The organism is Rummeliibacillus sp. BSL5 (assembly GCF_052928305.1).
Map to the genome: position 1 here is coordinate 754088 of NZ_JAVGCV010000001.1, position 15315 is coordinate 769402.

Here is a 15315-nt window from a genome sequence, read left to right on the forward strand (position 1 = left end):
AAGAGCTAAAGAATTTTCATTCTTTAGCTCTTTTTAGCATTACATATATTTACGCTTTTTTACTATCGTCTTCTACACCGTAACGATCCCATTTGATTAAGTTTTCCATTAAGAGTGCTAAAATAATTCCCATTAGCAAACCACTGCTAAGCAAAGGTCGGATAACACTTGGAATACTTTCAAAATAAGAAGCAGGAAGTGTCATTATGATTATACCTACGAACAATGGAACCGCAGAACGGTATGCATTGATTGTATTGAACTTAACTTGTCTGAAGAAAGCGAAAGAAGAATTCAAAAGAAGCAAGTAAGAAACAAACAACGCTGCACTACCAATGCTCAGCGGCAATAATGAGAAGAAATGACCAAGCGGCGGTATTAACCCCATAACTAAGAACATAAATCCACCTAAAATAAATGGCATTCTTTTCAAGATACCTGTTTGGCTTAAAAATCCAATAGAAGACACATATGGAGAATAAGGTACAAGTCCAAACAAACCCGCAATAAAAGTGAATATACCTGTAATAACGAATGAAACTCTATATTCTGAGTTCGTCGTTTTCACCTTATACATGCTTTCTGTCCCTTTTAGTGCTCCAAATGTATTGGCTGAGTTTAATAAGCCTGCTAAGACAGCAGTTATGATAATACCTGGATCCCATGCTGGTTTACCTAAAGGAAACAAATCAAGACTAAATGAACCTGATTCGCTTGTTGTATTACCTGAATGGAAAATCAATGAATAAGCAATCCAACCAACAATAATACCTATTAACAAACCATAGCGTCTTATGCTGACCGGAGCTTTAACACTAATCACAATAACAAGTATAGCAATAATGATAGATAACAAAGAAATCGGCAAATCAATATGTGCATTATCTGCTCCGTTACCAAAAGGAATACCTAGCATTCCCTTTAAGAAAATCCGAATAATTTGGCATCCAAATAAAAACATAAATACGCCCATAACAGCAGGGGTAAATAACTTTGCAAGATGTGGACCAAGACCAGTAATACCAATAAGAAATGTTAAAATAGCTGATATAATGACACCTACAGTTAAACTTCCGCCTAAAACGTCCAAAGGCATTCCTTGAGCAGCTGCAGTAGTGCCAAGCGCTAAAATTACGCCCCACCATAGACCTGATTGCCCTTCCATGATTGCCCGTTTATGTCCTACAAGTGCCTGAACGATACAAGCAAGACCCGTTACGATAAATGATAGTTGTAGCATACTGACAATTTTACCTTGTGGTAAATCAAATGCTGCACCTACCGTAATCGGGATTACTACTATATTTGTAAAAATAAAAAAGAGCCATTGCAAGCCCGAAATCCAGTTGCTAGATTTTAATAATTCTTTCATGTGTACACCTCTTATACAATATTATTCCAAAATAGAAAGAGCTTTAATGCCAAGTAACATCCCTAATAATGTGTCTGTACCGGATGTATGCCCTAACTTTTTCATTTCCAAAAGCGCGTCGTGTAAATTTTCATTTTGTGGATTTGTCATGATTTGCATCATGTTTATAAGATGGGAATGAAATTTGCCTTGTGTGGCGTACATTAAGTATTCTAAGGCAATAGAAGTTGTTCGCTTCATCCCATATTCCACTAAATACGAGTGTAGCTTTTTTTGGAAACTATTCTTTTGACTACCGAGTGCCGTAAGAGCAGCACATAAACCAGTTAATAAATCATCTCCACTAGGTGTTAAGCCCAATCCTCTACCAATCCAGAAATCGAAAACGCTTTTCGGTTCTACTGATTCATCACCAGAGGCAAGCAAACTTAACTTATCCAATTCCTTTAAAATCGGCTGAACCGATTTGAAATTCTTGGTTAAGATATACTCCTTAATAAGTTGATTATCTTCTAGGTTTTGTGTAAGACCCGTTTGCCAGTTGTCTGTAGTAAGCTCTACTGCAATTGCCCGGATAATTTCATTTATGCTAGTAGAATTAACCTCTGTATGTTGAAGAACAGGAATTGTTATAGCTGCCTTCTTCAATGAAATGGAAAGATTCGGTGCTAAAACAAGCGCATCCAATACGGAATTCCACATTACTTCTTCGTTTTGGATTACCTGTTGGGCAAGCTTTTGGGCTCCTTCCTTTAAGGTAATACCAAATGGAGGGGTACCGTTCTCCGATGTCCCAATATGAATGAGATGTCCACCGAACGCCAAATTAAAACTGTTGTTAAATACACTATGGACGTTACCTTGCGGATTATTTTTAAGTATAGGATGAATCTCAGCACTTATTGTGCGAGCTTGCCACTCCATGATCTTCCCTCCTATCGATATATTGGCCTATATATTAAAACATCCTTATAAGTTTAGTACATTACTACAAACTTGTCATTGTTTAAAATGACTAAAAAACCATTTGTTTTTTGTTTATTGTTAACGTATAATAGTTACCTACACATAACCTTACAATGAGGGATTAACTATGAAAACAATGAATGACTTATTTATATTAGATGTTATGAAGGATTGTGTTGTGCTAGCTGGACATAGAGGTCTTGGCCGTTCAGTACAATTTGTGAACATTTCTGATACACCCGATGTGATACAATTTTTAAACGAAAACCACTTGCTTCTAACAACTGGTTACGCTTTTAAAGACGATACAGAAAAGCTATATGAACTTATCCAGCAAATGCATACACGTAACTGTTCAGGTATTATTATTAAGACACATCGTTTCTTAGGCCAATTGCCTGAAACGGTTAAAATGCTGGCTGATGAATTAGCCTTCCCTATTATCGATTTGCCAACTGAGCATACATTAGGAAATGTATCAAGACATATACTAAATTATTTAAATGATGCGGAGTCAGAACAATTATATTATGCCATGCATGTGCATAAAGAGTTCTCTGATATGTTGATTAAAGGGTACACTTTGTCAGCTCTTGTGGAACAGTTAGGATTTTTCCTTAAACGCCCTGCCTTATTATTAAATCATCGTGGAGAAAAAATTGCTCATACACATGAATTTAATAAAGAGCCGATGAAGATTGTTGAACAGGAAATCATCCAACTGGTAAAAAATAATCTTTATGAAGCGCGACATGGAACAACGTATACCCTCACTTCTGAAAGCTATAAGTCAGCTGCAAGCTATCCTGTTAAAACAAAACGACAGCATGAAAGTATGCTAGTAATTGTAGATGCTTTGACCCTTCCCTATCCTGCTTCTAAAGTGGCGATTGAACAAGCAAGCAATGTCATCTCTTTCACTCTGGTTAAGGAGCAAGCAATTGAGGAAAACTCTCGATTATTTAAAAATAACTTTTTTGCAGATTTAATTGAAAAAAGGATTAGCTCAGAGGAAGAGATTATTGGAAGATGCCAATATTACGGATTATACCCGCAATTAGAAACTATTTGCATTGTTTGCAACATTGATCCTGTGGGAAGAAATTATGAAACGCTTCAACTGTATGAAAAAAAGGTAAGCGATTTGCATAATAGTATTTATGATCAGTTAGAAGATGAAATGGTTAACGGTGAAATGAACGGAACATTATTTACGAAGGAAAAGTATTTTGTGCTGCTCTTGCAATTTGAACAATATTCAGAAGCTGAAAGACAAAAGTTACTGAATATTGTACAGAACATCCAAAGTATTGACGGAGATTTTTCATTGTCGTTTGGAATTAGTAACCCAACTCCATCGCTCAATGACATTTCACTGATCTACCAAGAGGCAGCCGAAGCTATTTCAAATGGGTACGATTTGAAAAAAACTTCTTTTATTCATTTTTATAAAACAAGAGAAATAAAAGAATTATTCAATATGATACCAAAAAAGAATTTAAAAGAACTATATGAAAATACACTTAAAACCCTTGCTTATCCTAAATCAAAAGAAGATGTGGAATTAGTCAAAACTATCCAAGTTTATCTCGATTCACATTGCGAGATATCTGAAACCTCTAGAAAATTATTTATTCATCGAAATACAGTAAAGTATAGGATTGAAAAAGCAGAAGATATGCTAGGCCGTTCTTTTCACGATCCGCAAGACTCTCTGCGAATAAGAGTGGCATTATTGATTGGTACCCTTCTTGAAGAAAATGAAGATCCGTCAATATTATTTTAAAAAAAGGATTGGAGATAAATCTCCAATCCTTTTCCTTTTATTTCTCGAATATTGTTCCTTTTTTGAAAGGAGAATTTTTAAATCCAAATTTCGTGATTAAGTAATAAGCAATACCAGCTACGAAGAAACCAATAATCCAAGCTAAGTCTACTTCAATAAAGGCTGCTGCTGCACCAACCAGCATTGCAATGATTGCTGCAGGGTTAAACCCTTTATATGGACCGTTCGCATTATATAAATCCGCAACGTCGACTTTACCTTTTCTAAAGATATGGTATTCAACCAATAGAATAGCAACGATTGGTCCTAAGAATGCTGAGTAGATTAAAACAAACATATTTAAACCTTTTGCTGAAGATTCTTGAACAAGCATCCAAGGGAATGAAACAAGTGCAAGTACCCCAGTTACAGTAACAGCTACTTTGTATTTCGCTTTTGTTAACAATGTAATAACGTATGCAGGCGGGATAATATTAGCAACCATGTTTGTTGCAATAACACCTAACACAATGAATGCTGAAACACCGATTGTGATTGCATCATTATTAATAATGATTGCTAATGCTTTTGAAGGGTTTGTAATACCAGTTACTGATGCAAGCATTGCACCAATTGTAATAACAAATCCATAAGCAATCATGATTGGAGAAAAGTATAAGAATCCTCGTTTTGTATCACTATAACCTGCTTTTAATTCACGAGAATAGTCAGCAGCACTTAGGAAAATCGCTGCGTAGTTACCTAAGAATACCATGATGAAACCGAAGAAATGTAGACCCCAAGAACCTTGAACATGGATCCAATTTTTCGCTACTTCAGTACCATGTGAACGCACTAAAATGATGAATACGTACAATAATGCTACCATGATAACGACAGAAGCAAGAGTTTCTACCCATTTAATAGCATGGAAACCGAATAAAGATAAAACAATTTGCAATAATACAAGAGCAACGAAGCAAATAGCAATATTATCAAAAGCACCATTCGTTGCGATTGTTAGGATTTCGTTTAATGCAGTACCACCAATCCAGCTTTGAATACCATACCAGATTATCGCAGGAACTCCTCGCAATAAGGATGAAATGATTGTTCCTTTAAAACCGAATGACATTCTTAGTTGTACAACATAAGGAACGCCTTCTTTGTAACCTAGTCTGTCATTTAAGATGAAAATGGTTGAAATAATTGCGATGGCAATAATAGCTGCCGCAAATGTTTGGAACATGTTTAATGTTGCAGCACCTGCTACTACCAAACTCGCTCCCAAAGTCATATTACCAAGGTTAACACCATCACCAATCCACATAAACATATATGAAAGTGGATTTACTGTTCTTTTGTCAGCCGTTTTCGGGTGTAGAGTTTCGTCTTCACCGCTGTGTGGCTGTACCTCATTTGTATTATTTGTCATTCTAAAATACCCTCTCATTTAACACGGGCATTGCACAGCAATACCCGCGCCCATTTCACTTTTTTAATTTAAGGAATTATTTTTGAGCAGCCATCAATTTTCCGATTGGCTCCCCGACAATACCTTCATTTAAGTCGAACACAACGTTACCGCGTACAATTGTTTTAGTGACACGACAATCAATTTGTCTGCCTTCATAGGCACTAAATTTGTTTTTATAGTAAAGATCTTCTCTTTTCACTACATAAGATTGGTCAGGGTCAACAAAAATAATATCCGCATCTTTACCGACAGCGATTTCACCTTTGTTTGGCAAGTTAAAGCGTTCAGATGGATGCGTCGCAATTAAGTCAACGAACTTGTTAACTGGTAAACCTCGTTGTTTTACAGCTAAGTCAAACATCAAATCGACATTATTTTGAACACCACTAATACCGCCCCATGCTTCAAATATGTTGCCTTGTTTTAAGTCTTCAGTACAAGGAGAGTGGTCAGATGTAATCCAGTTAATATTGCCTTTCATTAGCTCATCCCAAAGTTTTTCTTGGTCTTTTGCTTTTCTTAGTGGCGGCTGACATTTTGCGCGTGGCCCAATTTCTTCCACTTGTTCAGCAGTAATAGCCAAATAATGAGGACAAGTTTCTAGTGTTACGTCCACACCTTCTTGTTGTGCTTTTACGATAACTTGTACTGCTTCAGATGTACTAATATGCACAAGGTGAAGTTTACAGCCTGTCTCTTTGGCAAAAAGGATTGCACGGGAAACTGCTTCTACCTCAGTAAAGATAGGACGTGATTCCACGTAATCCATTGCAGTAGTACGGCCTTCTCTTACCATGTCTTCAGCAAGTTTTTTCGTTACAGATGGATTTTCTGCATGTATGCAAAGCAGTTGGTCTAACTCAGCCAATTTTTGCATTCCTTTATACAATGTATAATCATCTACATTTGTAAAGTCACCAGGAATATCACTCGTTATGTCAGATAAGAAACATTTAAATGCAAGTACTCCAGCTGCATCTAATTCTTCTAACTTGTCCAAGTTATCAGGAACAAGACCTCCATAAAACGCATAATCCACATAGTTTTGTGTTTTGGCTGCTTCCAGTTTAAGATCTAATGCTTCTTTATTAATTGTAGCAGGAAGAGCGTTTAACGGCATTTCTACATAACTTGTAGTACCACCGGCTGCCATTGATTTAGAGCCTGTTTCAAAACCTTCCCATTCTGTACGACCTGGTTCACTGATATGCACATGCGTATCAATCATACCCGGCATTACAAATTGTCCTGCTGCATCAATCACTTCTTTAGCATCTTCAGTGATATGTTCTGCAATGCAAGAAATTTTTTCATCTTTGACTCCAATATCTACCTTGCGTACGCCATCATGAAAAACAACGTTACCGCCTTTTATTAATAAATCAAACATACTTTAAGAACTCCTCTCTCGAATAAAGAATAAGCTTATTGCACTTTATCGACTATAATTTTGCCGTTTTCAAAGACTACTTCGCCATTAACCAATGTGTTTTTAACTTTCCCTTTGAAAGTCATGCCCACATATGGAGAGTGTTTGTGGCGATAGTATAAATCTTCATTATGAAGGGTAAAGCTTTCATTTAAATCAACAATTGCCAAGTCAGCATCATAGCCTGTAGCTATTTTACCCTTTGTAGAAAGTCCAAAGCGTTTCGCTGGGTTTTCAGCTGTTAGTTTTACGATTTTTTCTAATGGCAGATTGCGTTTATAGTACCCTTCTGTAAGCAAAATATTCAGTGTGGATTGTGCACCTGAGATTCCGCCCCAGCCTTCAAAGAAATTATCTGTAATAGTTTTCATAGAAGCTGGTGCTGGAGAATGGTCTGAACCGATGACATCAATTTCGCCATTAGCTAGTGCAGCCCATAACTCTTCCACTTCATCTTCATCGCGTAAAGGAGGAGCACATTTTGCTAAGCCGCCTTTTTCTTCTAAATCTTTTACTGTTAATGCAAGATAGTGAGGACATGTTTCAACTGTTACATTCACGCCTCTTTGTTTTGCTTCTTCAATGATTTTTACAACTTTACGGCTGCTCGCATGTACTACATGTAGTTTACAACCTGTCGCTTCTGAATAAGAAATAATTCTTCTAACTGCTTCAATTTCAGAAATGATAGGTCTAGACTCTACATAGTCTCTTGCAGAAGTTTTACCTTGACTAATTTTTTCTTCAGCAAGCTGCTCACAAATGACAGTGCTTTCAGCATGCACAGCAAGAATAGAACCGAATGAAGCAATTTCTTTCATTCCTTTAAAAATGGTTTCATCATCACTGTGATTAAAATCAGCAATGCCGCTTGGAGACATGAAAGCTTTAAAACCGATAACGCCATTGTCATGCAATCCCTTTAAATCTTTAATATTTTCAGGGACTAGGCCACCCCAAAAACGAGGATTAACAACAGCTTTTTGATCCGCAAGTGCTTTTTTCAAAGCTAAGTTTTCAGCGTTAATTGTCGGAGGAGTACTATTTAACGGCATATCGAAAAATGTTGTTGCACCACCTGCAGCTAAACTCTTGCTACCTGTCTCTAAGCCTTCCCACTCAGCTCTACCTGGTTCATTAAAATGAACATGTGAGTCTATTAAACCCGGAAAGACATGAAGACCTTCTGCGTTAATTTCTTTAAGGGCATCTCCGTCAATTTTTCTTCCGTATGCCACTTCTTGAATTTTTCCGTCCTTAATCGCTATATCTCCTAGCTGAACAGAATCAGCACTTACTATATTGCCGTTTCGTATAATCAAATCATATGAAGTCATAATTCCTTCTCCTCTCAATGTCTGTTTTGACTATTTCTAATATAGTTTGCATGGCTTAGCTAGTTTAATACGCAAACACTTATTATTCAAGCAGCGTATAAAGAGGCAAAGTCTTTACTAATATTCTTGAAATGTTCAAAGATTCGTCGTAAAAACGCTCGAATTTTGTCATATACTAGATACATAGATTATTATAATCATTTTGTATTAGTTGGTCGTTAGACACTTTAAACAAATTACACAATAGCTAGTGTACATTTTTTCTAATAGATTTTCAATTTTTGTTCACTTTGAACAAATCGTTTATTTACAATAACTATCTTAAAGTAATATTTAATTTTGTTTTGTTTACCCGTTTTTGCTAAATTTTACGTAATAAAAACCAAAATATTCTATTCTTTGTATAATAAAAGCCTCCAATTCTAAAAGAATTGGAGGCTTCGTAAATTTCTATTTATATAGTTGAAAGCCTAGCAGCAGCGTGAAACTTTACCATCTTTCCCATTGTAACATTCTTCCTGCGCTTCGCAGAAAAACTCCTTCCTGCTTTTTATTTGCTGATCTGGATTTGCCTCTATCATATGTTTTACATATGTTTCATAGCTCGGAACTCCAACTAAAAGCGAGATAAATTGATTTCGTTGTTCTAGAACCTTTTTTAAAATAGTTAGCATATTAGCTCCTCCTTTATGCACTTCGTTTATACACGGTTTCATGGAGCGTTACTTTTTTATTACCTAATACTTTGAACCAAATTCGTAGAGCGGAAATAAAGACAGTAATCACGACAATCATAAAGATTGCACAAAGGGCAGCATCTACATAATCATTGACTAAAACTTGACGCATTTGAGCTATAGTAGCTGCTGGTGCCAATACTTCCCCTTTATCAAGCGCATTTTGAAATACTTTCGCATGTGATAAGAAGCCGATTTTAGGGTTGTCATGAAACAGTTTTTGCCACCCCGCTGTCATTGTTACAACTAACAATAGAGTGGTCGGTAACAATGTGACCCATGTGTAAACTTTTTTCCCCATTTTAAAGAGAATAGTTGTTCCCAAGACGAGCGCAATCCCCGCGAGCATTTGGTTGGCGATACCAAATAACGGCCAAAGTGTATTAATTCCACCTAATGGGTCTACAACACCCTGATAGAGGAAATACCCCCACCCTGCAACACATAGTGCCGTAGCAATAATGTTCGGTACCCAGGCATCAGTCTTTGCGAATGGTTTATAGAAGTTCCCTATTAAATCTTGAATGATAAAACGGCCAACCCTAGTACCTGCATCAATAGTTGTCATAATAAACAACGCTTCAAAAAGAATGGCAAAGTGATACCAGAAAGCCATCATAGTCGTTCCGCCAATTACCTTCGAGAATATGACTGCCATTCCGATTGCTAATGTAGGCGCTCCACCCGTTCTTGAAAGAATAGAGGCTTCACCCACCTGATCGGCAAGCCTTGTTAAATCATCAGGAGTCAATTTAAAACCCCAATCACTTATTGTAGCAGCTACAGTAACAGCATCAGTGCCAATTGCAGCTGCAGGGCTGTTGATAGCAAAATAGATACCTGGTGTAAGAACACATGCTGCTATCATGGCCATCACAGCTACAAAAGATTCAGTTAGCATAGCTCCATAGCCGATTGCTCTCGCATGTGATTCACGCTCAATCATTTTTGGAGTAGTACCTGATGAAACTAATGCATGGAACCCTGATACCGATCCACAAGCTATAGTAATAAATAGGAATGGGAAAAGGTTACCTGAAAAGACAGGACCAGTACCATCAATAAATTTGGTTACAGCAGGCATTTCTAATGAAGGAGCTACAATTAATATCCCTAGCGCCAGGCCGGCAATAGTCCCTACTTTTAAAAACGTACTTAAATAATCGCGCGGAGCCAGCAAAAGCCATACCGGCAATACAGAAGCAATAAAACCATAAGCGATCATCATAAGAGCAATTGTTTCGCCTTTAAAGGTAAACATTTGCGCTAACGTTTCATGTTCTGATACATATTGTCCGAAATAAAGAGATAAAATTAATAGAATAATACCAATAATTGAACCTTCGCCCACTCTTCCAGGACGGATATACCTCATATAAATCCCCATTAATATAGCAATAGGAATTGTTGCTGCGATGGTGAACATACCCCAAGGGCTACCCGCTAAAGCCTTAACAACGACTAGAGCCAATACAGCTAATAATATGACCATAATGCCTAAAATTCCTACCATTGCTATAATGCCTGTTACTTTGCCAATTTCATCTTTAATCATTTCACCTAACGATTTTCCGTTGCGTCGCATTGACCCGAATAGAATAATAAAATCTTGAACTGCTCCGGCTACCACCACGCCTACCACAATCCATAGTGTTCCAGGCAAATAGCCCATTTGTGCAGCTAAAATAGGCCCAACTAGCGGACCTGCACCTGCAATAGCTGCAAAATGATGTCCAAATAAAACCCATTTATTCGTAGGAACATAGTCTTTTCCATCGTTGTTCACTACTGCTGGCGTTTGTCTAGAATCATTGAGCTGAAAAACCTTATTCGCTATAAATTTACTGTAAAAACGATAGGCAATAGCATAAACGCAAAGAGCTGCGGTCAAAATCCATATTGCATTGATACTTTCACCACGTTTTAAAGCAACATAACCAAAACTTATTGCCCCAATAGCAGAAATTACTCCCCATAATAAGATGGATCTTAATGCTTTCAACTTTCCTGCCCCCTTTTGATTCTGATTCTGTATAAATCTCTTTTTCTCTCCTCCTGACAAATGATTAATATACAGTTTATTCTGAATTATATAATAATATAATCTGCAAAACAAAATAATTTTTATATTTATATATATAAAGAAGAAACTCGACAATTTAAAAAATATTTCTCAAAAATAAAAGGCCTTAATCATTTAGATTAAGGCCACTCATTTTCTATTCTATTTATCTACTTTGTTGATACTTAAAGTTGATTGTAGTTGACAGCTATTTTTGCACCAATCACTGCATTATTTTTCACTAATGCAATGTTGGCATCAAGACTTTTACCTTTTGTTAGTTCTTTTACCTTTCCTAATAAGAAAGGAGTTACATTTTTACCTGTAATTTGTTTTTCTACTGCTTCTTTTAATGCAGATTCAATCACTTCATTAATTACAGATTCGTCCATTGCATATTCTTCAGGAATTGGATTGGCAATAACAGCTCCGCCTTTAAGGCCTAAATCCCACTTCACTTTTAATGTTGAAGCAATTGTCTCGACATCTTCTGCTTTAAAGTTGACTGGGAATTCACTTTTGCGTGTATAGAAAGCTGGAAGTACGTCCGTGTTATAACCGATTACTGGTACACCTTTTGTTTCAAGATATTCCATAGTTAATCCTAAGTCTAGAATAGATTTAGCTCCGGCACAAACTACTGCTACATTTGTTTGACCCAATTCCTCTAAATCTGCTGAAATATCCATAGTATTCTCAGCACCTCTATGAGCACCACCAATACCACCCGTAACAAATATATTGATTCCAGCTGCCTCTGCACAAATCATTGTTGCAGCTACAGTAGTAGCTCCAAGTTTTTTTGTAGCAAGTAAATAAGCTAAATCACGACGTGACGCTTTCGCTACATCCGAGCTCTTGCCGAACATTTCTAATTCCTCATCTGATAGGCCAATTTTTATTTTTCCATCCACTATAGCAATCGTTGCTGGGACTGCCCCATTATCACGGATTATTTGCTCTACTTCACGTGCTGTTTTTACATTCTGCGGATAAGGCATGCCATGAGAAATAATGGTTGACTCTAAAGCCACAACTGGTTTCCCTTGTTCTTTTGCTGCACGTACTTCCTCAGATAAAGTGATGTATTCATTCATGATAATTCCTCCATGTCTTTTTGTAATTGTATTGCGGATAAATTTTGTCTAACCGTATATGGTGATGCCAATGTTTTAGAAGCATTCACACTTGCAGCTCTAGCTATTTCGGTTAAAGGTTTTCCTTCCAACCAAGAGTAAATAACAGCAGACGAAAACGCATCTCCAGCTCCTGTTACATCAGCAATTTCTTCGACTGGTATGGGTGGGATATGTAGGATTCCTTCATTTCTATTACCTATCATAGACCCCTCTTTGCCATTTGTGATGACTACATTAGCAATACCTAAACCTAGCCACTTTTCAACAGCCTTTTCCCAATCTTCATTTGTTTTAATTTCAGTTTTAAAGTAAGTTTCCGATTCATCTCGGTTGGTAATAATCCATGATACCCCTGCCAAATCATCTGGCAAGCGATTCATTTTCGGAGATGAAACAGGAATTATCACTATTGGCAAGTTATGGATTTTAGCAAAGCTGCACAAAAATTGAATGGTCTCCTTAGGGCAATTTAAATCTGCCACAATGCATTTGGATTGACTTAATAAAGCTTCATTTTTTAACAGCAAATCAGGCGTGATAGCTTCATATACTTCCATATCTGCAAGGGCTATGATTAATTCACCCTGTGCATCCAAAACAGCAGTGTAAGAACCTGTCGCCTTTTCAGGGAATTTAGCTACTGTATCAAGCTTCATATAAAGAGATGATGCGTCTTCAATGAATGACCAATCCATATCGAGACCACTTGCAGAAAACAGCGACACATCACAACCAAGCCTTCCTAAATTCTCTGCAATATTACGGGCTACTCCTCCAGCATTTTGTGTAGTATAACTTGGATTCGAAGTGCCTAATTGAGCGTTATCTTTGATATGAAATTTCCGATCTATATTGGCTCCGCCAACACATATGATCTGTTCGGATTCACTTAAAATATAGGCCCTACCCAAAATATTACCTCGTTTAGTTAACCCAGAAATCATATTAGCAATTGATGGACGAGATAAGCCTAACATCTCTGCAAGCTCTTGCTGAGACACATAAGGATTCTTGCGTATCGCATTCAAAATCAACTGCTCTTTATCAGTTATTTTTTCAGGCATCTTATCACCTTTCAAACATTTGTTTATTAATCAAACATTTGTTTAATCATAATATCTTTTCTATCTGTTGTCAATAAAAACATGAAAGCCTTTTCATTAAAATCAACAAAAAAAGAAGCAGGAATAAACCTGCTTCTCTGTATCGTTAATCTTTAAACGTAAAATCCATTTCCTCTGGTTTAACAACTTTAGACTTTCTGACAAATTTATAACCAAAGAACAAGACTAAAAATAATGGGATACCTAGATAAGCTGCTACCACACTACCCCAGTCAACTTTATCAGCTAAAAAGGCTTGGAAGTTTTGTGCAATAATCACAATTATACCGCATGCAACCGCGAAAATTGGTCCAATCGGGAACCACTTTGCACGATAAGGCAATTCATCTAACGAATGTCCTTGCGCTAAAAATCCTTTCCGGAAACGATAATGGCTTACTGAAATACCTAACCAGAATATAAACCCAGTAATACCAATGGCATTCATTAACCACAAGTAAACAGTTCCATCACCGAAAAATGATGCTAAGAATGCAAGTGCGCCAATTGCACAAGTGAAAATCATACTCACTACTGGTACACCGCGTTTATTTAATTTACCAAAAATTCGAGGCGCTTGTCCCTCCTTCGCCATTGAAAACAGCATACGAGTTGAAGCGTAGACACTTGAATTTCCTGCTGATAATACGGCAGACAATATAACTGCATTCATAAGCGACGCAGCGAAAGCAATCCCTGCTTTTTTCAATACTAATGTAAATGGACTGACCATAACTGAATCATTTTGTAAATTGGCATTTGTATATGGTATTAATAATCCTATTACAAAGATAGCGAAAACGTAGAATAACAAGATACGCCAAAATACGCTTTTGATTGCTTTTGGAACATTCTTGGCAGGGTCTTCACTTTCCCCTGCTGCTACACCGACAATCTCAGTCCCTTGGAAGGAGAAACCAGCCGCAATAAAGACTACGAATACTCCTAGGATGCCACCTGAGAAAGGAGCGTCACCCATTGTAAAGTTTTTAAACCCTACTGCTTCGCCGCCCATAATTCCGAAAATCATTAAGACTCCGACAATTAAGAAAATAACAATAGCACTAACTTTAATTAACGATAGCCAATACTCACCTTCACCATAGCCCTTAACTGATAAATAATTTAGCAAGAATATAATAGCTAAAAATCCGCCGCTCCAGATCCATGAGGGGCTATCCGGAAACCAAAATTTCATAATCATTGTAGATGCGGTCAATTCTGCAGCAATTGTCATCGCCCAGTTAAACCAATATAACCAACCTATTGAAAATCCAAAAGCAGGGTCAACAAACTTGGAGGCGTACGAACTAAACGATCCACTAGTTGGCATATATGCAGCCATTTCTCCTAAGCTTGTCATAACGAAATAGACCATTGCTCCAACTAACATATAACCGAGCAGTGCTCCACCTGGTCCTGCTGTATGAATGGCTGAACCACTGCTTAAAAATAAACCAGTACCAATTGCACCGCCAATTGAAATCATCGTCAAATGGCGAGATTTTAATTTTCTCTTTAAATGTGTTTCTTCCTGTGCTCCCGCAGATATTTCCCCTTGTTTAACCAACACTTTTTGTTCATCTTGTTGCAAAGTCAATCAGAACACCCCTTTGTAAGCGGTAACATTTATTAGTATGAGGCTTTAAAGCAGCAAATTTGCTAATCATTGTGTTCTACAAATATAGTTTTCAAACCGCTATACAATAAAGCGACCTAAAATAAAGTGTCAGCCTACTGATTTCTAAAACTTTATACTAGAAATATAATTTAAAATTGTCGAAAGTGTCAATGTTTTTTTCGACAACTTTCGCTTCTGTACAAATAGAGACCTATTAAAAAGGCTGCTCTTATGCAGTATTTTGCATAAGAGCAGCCAAGAAAATCATTTTATATTCACGTTTTTTTAATGAATTGGAATTTCGATA

Annotated in this window: 11 protein-coding genes; 1 reads left to right on the forward strand and 10 read right to left on the reverse strand. The window is 37.0% G+C overall.

The genetic code is table 11. The annotated features are described in order from the left end of the window. Positions 1-49 precede the first annotated feature (49 nt). Together RCJ93_RS03865 and RCJ93_RS03870 are read right to left on the reverse strand one after the other, a co-directional pair. A complete protein-coding gene (locus tag RCJ93_RS03865) occupies positions 50-1372 on the reverse strand; it encodes a uracil/xanthine transporter (RefSeq protein ID WP_066786968.1) in 1323 nt (440 codons plus the stop codon). A gap of 21 nt (positions 1373-1393) precedes the next feature. After that, positions 1394-2296 carry a DUF2877 domain-containing protein gene (locus RCJ93_RS03870; RefSeq protein WP_150284310.1) on the reverse strand — a complete coding sequence of 301 codons (903 nt, stop codon included), beginning with the start codon at positions 2294-2296 and terminating at the stop codon, positions 1394-1396. A gap of 169 nt (positions 2297-2465) precedes the next feature. Here RCJ93_RS03870 and RCJ93_RS03875 point away from each other — a divergent pair, with 169 nt between their 5' ends. Further along, the gene (locus RCJ93_RS03875) at positions 2466-4124 is read left to right on the forward strand and encodes a PucR family transcriptional regulator (RefSeq protein ID WP_446738444.1); all 1659 of its coding nucleotides are present in this window, start codon (positions 2466-2468) and stop codon (positions 4122-4124) included. A 37-nt stretch (positions 4125-4161) separates the two neighbouring features. Here the strand turns inward: RCJ93_RS03875 and RCJ93_RS03880 are convergent, their stop codons facing one another. The 8 genes from RCJ93_RS03880 to RCJ93_RS03915 form a co-directional block, all read right to left on the reverse strand. Beyond that, entirely contained in the window at positions 4162-5538 is a 1377-nt protein-coding gene (locus RCJ93_RS03880) for an NCS1 family transporter (RefSeq protein WP_066786959.1), read from the reverse strand. A gap of 76 nt (positions 5539-5614) precedes the next feature. Further along, positions 5615-6970, reverse strand: coding sequence for an allantoinase AllB (gene allB / locus RCJ93_RS03885; protein WP_446738445.1), 1356 nt, complete (start codon positions 6968-6970; stop codon positions 5615-5617). A gap of 35 nt (positions 6971-7005) precedes the next feature. Then, on the reverse strand, positions 7006-8346 hold the full coding sequence (locus RCJ93_RS03890; protein WP_066786953.1) for an allantoinase: 1341 nt from the start codon (positions 8344-8346) through the stop codon (positions 7006-7008). Positions 8347-8816: 470 nt separating this feature from the next. Beyond that, entirely contained in the window at positions 8817-9020 is a 204-nt protein-coding gene (locus tag RCJ93_RS03895; RefSeq protein ID WP_446738446.1) for a YbdD/YjiX family protein, read from the reverse strand. A 13-nt stretch (positions 9021-9033) separates the two neighbouring features. Then, positions 9034-11085 (reverse strand): carbon starvation CstA family protein, encoded by a 2052-nt coding sequence (locus RCJ93_RS03900; RefSeq protein WP_150284307.1) that lies wholly within the window; start codon positions 11083-11085, stop codon positions 9034-9036. 245 nt (positions 11086-11330) lie between these two features. Next, positions 11331-12242 (reverse strand): pseudouridine-5'-phosphate glycosidase, encoded by a 912-nt coding sequence (locus RCJ93_RS03905; protein WP_251646228.1) that lies wholly within the window; start codon positions 12240-12242, stop codon positions 11331-11333. Next, positions 12239-13348, reverse strand: coding sequence for a carbohydrate kinase (locus RCJ93_RS03910; protein WP_446738447.1), 1110 nt, complete (start codon positions 13346-13348; stop codon positions 12239-12241). The genes RCJ93_RS03905 and RCJ93_RS03910 overlap by 4 nt, the downstream gene beginning before the upstream one ends. Before the next feature lie 145 nt (positions 13349-13493). Further along, positions 13494-14876 carry an amino acid permease gene (locus tag RCJ93_RS03915; protein ID WP_084247010.1) on the reverse strand — a complete coding sequence of 461 codons (1383 nt, stop codon included), beginning with the start codon at positions 14874-14876 and terminating at the stop codon, positions 13494-13496. Between the last annotated feature and the right edge of the window lie 439 nt (positions 14877-15315).

What these genes read in the sequence shown, in the direction of transcription:
- RCJ93_RS03865 (WP_066786968.1), bottom strand. Translation starts at nt 1,372, where the DNA reads ATGAAAGAATTATTAAAATCTAGCAACTGGATTTCGGGCTTGCAATGG.
- RCJ93_RS03870 (WP_150284310.1), bottom strand. Translation starts at nt 2,296, where the DNA reads ATGGAGTGGCAAGCTCGCACAATAAGTGCTGAGATTCATCCTATACTT.
- RCJ93_RS03875 (WP_446738444.1), top strand. Translation starts at nt 2,466, where the DNA reads ATGAAAACAATGAATGACTTATTTATATTAGATGTTATGAAGGATTGT.
- RCJ93_RS03880 (WP_066786959.1), bottom strand. Translation starts at nt 5,538, where the DNA reads ATGACAAATAATACAAATGAGGTACAGCCACACAGCGGTGAAGACGAA.
- allB (WP_446738445.1), bottom strand. Translation starts at nt 6,970, where the DNA reads ATGTTTGATTTATTAATAAAAGGCGGTAACGTTGTTTTTCATGATGGC.
- RCJ93_RS03890 (WP_066786953.1), bottom strand. Translation starts at nt 8,346, where the DNA reads ATGACTTCATATGATTTGATTATACGAAACGGCAATATAGTAAGTGCT.
- RCJ93_RS03895 (WP_446738446.1), bottom strand. Translation starts at nt 9,020, where the DNA reads ATGCTAACTATTTTAAAAAAGGTTCTAGAACAACGAAATCAATTTATC.
- RCJ93_RS03905 (WP_251646228.1), bottom strand. Translation starts at nt 12,242, where the DNA reads ATGAATGAATACATCACTTTATCTGAGGAAGTACGTGCAGCAAAAGAA.
- RCJ93_RS03910 (WP_446738447.1), bottom strand. Translation starts at nt 13,348, where the DNA reads ATGCCTGAAAAAATAACTGATAAAGAGCAGTTGATTTTGAATGCGATA.
- RCJ93_RS03915 (WP_084247010.1), bottom strand. Translation starts at nt 14,876, where the DNA reads ATGATTTCAATTGGCGGTGCAATTGGTACTGGTTTATTTTTAAGCAGT.